The organism is Paraburkholderia humisilvae (genome assembly GCF_902859855.1).
Taxonomy (GTDB): domain Bacteria; phylum Pseudomonadota; class Gammaproteobacteria; order Burkholderiales; family Burkholderiaceae; genus Paraburkholderia; species Paraburkholderia humisilvae.
Genome location: NZ_CADIKH010000199.1, coordinates 1 through 3,806, shown reverse-complemented (window position 1 = coordinate 3,806; position 3,806 = coordinate 1). Strand labels below are relative to the sequence as shown.

Here is a 3,806-nt window from a genome sequence, read left to right as displayed (position 1 = left end):
CGTCGCTCGCAACAAGCTCAAAAGCGCTCAGCACCGACCTTCGATCATCGCCGCGTGCTGGATTCAGGCAACCTTGTGGTGACGTCATGATTTATGGAAAGGTCAATAGATTGCTCCGAGAACTCGCGTCCTTTAAGCGCGTGAATTAAAGGGACCACGATCCAAAGCCGAACGAATACGCAAGTTTTACAGAGCGCATTGTTTGGATGAACCAGAGACGTTAAACGCACATACTGGCTCCGCTTCGACCCGACACCAGAAGACGCGAGCGGGCCAGGGAAAGGCCTTGCTGCGTGTACTTCGTGGATATGCGTATATCGAGCTTTATTAGCGTGCTGCAGTCGTCGCACCTTGCTGGAACCGCATTCGCCCAACTCTTTGCCGGGCGTCGAAGGTTTCCAGATTTGCAGCGCGAGGTCGGAGTGCTGTCGGTTAAATGCTCGACAGTCTGGTCAAGATGAAATTTGTACTCGCGCACTCTATCCAAAATGGCTTCGCCATCCAGGATTCGCGGATCGCGTGTCCCGCTCAAAAGCATCAAGCCTACTACTTTAAAGCTTGGTACGGCTTGCCGGGGAATTCGAAGATGGGTACCTACGGTCCGCCGAGTCCTCATGTGAACCCACTTCGCTGCGGGCGACGGGAATGGGTCGTTCCGTTCATGCGGGACACGACTCAATCCGGCCTCAGCCATCAGTCTGTGGCGGCAGGGTCGGGCCTGAGCATCGGCGCTGATCGGCGCGAATTCATGATGTATAGCGTGCTGGTGGTCACCCCTCACTGCTTCCCGTGCCTTAAGACCTTGGACCGCTCCGCGGAAGAATCCTCCGGCAACGAGCAGTCGCTGAAGCGGTGCACTATTCAAAGCACGCGACGCATCTGCCTTGAAGGCCTTGAACATCCGTCGGTGTTCATCGACCGCCCCCGCGGGACGCAAACTGCCGTCGCCCCGTCTCAGGGCGATGTCTACAATGTATTCATCGTGGAAGAAGCAACTGAATACCCAGCCTAACGCACACGCCGCTAGGTAATCCAATCGCCGCGTCGCTCGTTCACTAGCGGCCGTTGAGTGGAACAACCACAATTCGGTGTTTCGCCGCGGTGTGTACGTAGCACAGCGCTGTATGTCATAAGCGCCTGGCGTGTCCGGTATGCAACGCTGATGTCCCGCCTCGCGCACCGCTTCCCGAGCGAAGTGCCGCGTCGAACTCCTGAACGCCGCAGTCTGTATTACCGCGTGCCCGGTACAACCCGGCTGCGTGTCAAAGTGAGGCGTGGCTATCCCGCCCTGCACAGGATCGTGCATGTGTATCCCATCATCAGGCAACGATTGACTCCATTTAGGGGTTGGAAACGAATCTTCCGCGATCGAGCAAGAAGTGCTCACGCGGCGAGAAATCGGAGATGCGAGCCGGGCCTCCTCTTTTGTCGTGAAGATGGATATTCATGCCGGTGCCACCAATCAACCGAACTTCTTGTTCGGATCGACGTAACGGGGCGATGCCCCAAGGCTACCGATAGTGCCTTGGAACGGAGGTTACGACTCTGTGCAACCAGTTCGGGCTTGACGTACAAACCGGCCTCAAGCATCGCCAATCATTCACCCAACCAGTAATGCACAACAGATTTGGGTATCGACAACGCGGATGCATGGCCGAGCGATGCGATCAGTTCGACCACGCGCGGGTAATCGCGTTGCAGATAGGCGGCTTCGGCAAGCCACGGCACGAGCCGCTCACGTGGAAAGTGGAGCGCCTGTGCGCGGACCATATAATGGACCGCGTCATCGGTCGCGCTGTGCGCAAGCGCGAGGCGCCCGCGCATCAGCCACAGCGCGGCATCGCCGTCATCGATCTTGAGCGCTGCGCGTGCATGGAGATCGGCCTGCTCGAACGTGTGCGTATAGACGGCCCCTTGGACGAGGTTCTGGTAAACGAGCTCGAAATGCAACTCGGCCAATTTCCTGTGACTCATGTAAAGCTCGCTGTCACTTCGCGCGGAATCGAGTTCCCCCGCCGCCTCGAAGATCTTCTGCATCACATCGTTTTCCGCCTGAGCAAGTGTGCCGTACGCGATCAGCCGCACGTCCTCAATGGGATCAGCCAGCAGATCGCGCAGCAGCGTACCGGTAGTGCGGGTCGGCATGCTCTGGATCGCGACGAGCGCGGACAGCCGGTCCGACACATTCACCTGCGTATCCATAAGCCGCGCTTGCAGCCGCGCGCCACCGCCGTGCGAGACGCGCGCCATCAGATACGTGACGAAGTCGGGCGTGCTTACGTGTTGTAACGCTTCATCGTTGCGTTTCCCAGGGAAAATGCCCGCCCATGCGCAGCTGACGAGCAGCACGAGACCGCCGGCCACCGGCACGAATGTGCAGAACAGCCAGATAAAGAGCAGCGTGAAGCCGCGCGGCTCGCGATAGCGCTGCGGTAGCATCAGCCGGAACAGCAGCGCCTGCAGCGCGCCGCAGAGGCTATTAAGCAGCATCGCGGGCAACAATGGCCCTGCCGCGGTCGCACCGGGTGAGAGCTGCCGGAGTGCGAAGCCCTGCGCGACCGCGAGACCCGCCAGTGCGAACAATCCCACGCAGGTTGAGATCACGCGCCGCACGGACAACGGCGAAGTTGACGGGTTAGCCATCGATGCCGCTGCGCGTCAGCAGCCCTCGCAGTGCCGGCCCCGGCGCGCCGCCCCCGAGATGCAGCGTGTGCGCGCCGACACGTGCGCCTTCGAGGTCGACGTTGAACTGCACGCGCAGGCTCGCTTCGATGCGCGCCAGATAGCCGTCCACGCCGGTCTCGTCGGTCGCGGGCATCAGGTTGATCAGCACCGACCGGCCATCGGTCCTGATCGGCCACAGCAGGTCGAGCGAGCGGCGCCGGCGCATCACGTGCTCGAAGAACGAGTCGCCGGCATCATCATGCGGAAACACCAGCGCGACCAGCGACGACGCAATGCCCGCCGAACGCGTGAGCCGCGCGAGCCGGCTCATGTCGAGAGCGAAATCGTACGGGCAGTCCGGCACGACCTGCAGAATATCGCGCACCTGTTGCGAGTGTTCGACGCCGTCCGCGTAGTAGCCGAGCAGCACGAGCAGCAACTGCAGATTGTCGAAATTCAGCGACAGAAACGGCATGCGCCGGATCGCGAGCAGCGCGAGCACCTCGCCGTCCGCCGCGACCAGCGGCGCGCAGACGAGCAGCGACGTTTGCGAGTGCGGCCGTTCGTCGCTGCGCAGATGTGCGACACTTTTCGTCTCGAGTGCGCGCACAACGAGTTCATCGTGCGGATCGAATTCGAACGCATCGCCCAGACGCGCGAGCGCAAGCGCGCCTACCTTGCCGCCGTGCACAGCGCTTTGCACGGGATAAAGCGCGGCCATTTCGATCTGACACGCCTGCGCGACGAATTCGAGCAACTCCTGGGTACCCGGCATCTCGCCCGTCTCGCGCGTGCGCGGCAGCGTTTGCGGTAATTCAAGCCCATGAGCGACCGACAGCCGGCGCAACTCGGTAATCGAGTCGCGCAGCGTGGTCGGCTTCGACAGCAGGTCTTTTTCGAGCCGTTCGTGCGACAGACGCATCAGATAGTGGCTGTTCGTAAGCGCGGCGAGCCGGTCGTTCAGGTAACCGTTCAGAGCGTCCGCACGTTGCGCGCGGGCGCCCCAGATGTCGCCGAAATGGCCGGCGATGATCGTCTGCAGCAGACCGCCCGTGAAAAACATTGTCGGCCACGCGTCGTCGCCGCCGTGCGTATGGACGAGCCATGCGCCGACCAGCAGCGCACCCGCATAAAGACCGAGC

At 61.3% G+C, this 3,806-nt stretch carries 3 protein-coding genes; 1 reads left to right on the top strand and 2 read right to left on the bottom strand.

Going from position 1 to position 3,806, the window contains the following annotated elements; all coding sequences use genetic code 11:
* The first annotated feature begins 436 nt into the window (after positions 1-436).
* Complete coding sequence (locus HV796_RS40645; RefSeq protein ID WP_175233335.1) at positions 437-1,012, top strand: hypothetical protein; 576 nt, start codon at positions 437-439, stop codon at positions 1,010-1,012.
* Positions 1,013-1,596: 584 nt separating this feature from the next.
* Here HV796_RS40645 and HV796_RS40640 read toward each other — a convergent pair.
* Positions 1,597-2,643 carry a tetratricopeptide repeat protein gene (locus tag HV796_RS40640; RefSeq protein ID WP_175233334.1) on the bottom strand — a complete coding sequence of 349 codons (1,047 nt, stop codon included), beginning with the start codon at positions 2,641-2,643 and terminating at the stop codon, positions 1,597-1,599.
* Positions 2,636-3,806, bottom strand: a 1,171-nt coding sequence (locus HV796_RS40635) for a PelD GGDEF domain-containing protein (RefSeq protein ID WP_175233333.1), incomplete at its 5' end; no start/stop codon positions are given. The genes HV796_RS40640 and HV796_RS40635, both read right to left, overlap by 8 nt.

Excerpts from the sequence above, each read along its gene's own strand:
- HV796_RS40645 (WP_175233335.1), top strand. The coding sequence starts at position 437 with ATGCTCGACAGTCTGGTCAAGATGAAATTTGTACTCGCGCACTCTATC.
- HV796_RS40640 (WP_175233334.1), bottom strand. The coding sequence starts at position 2,643 with ATGGCTAACCCGTCAACTTCGCCGTTGTCCGTGCGGCGCGTGATCTCA.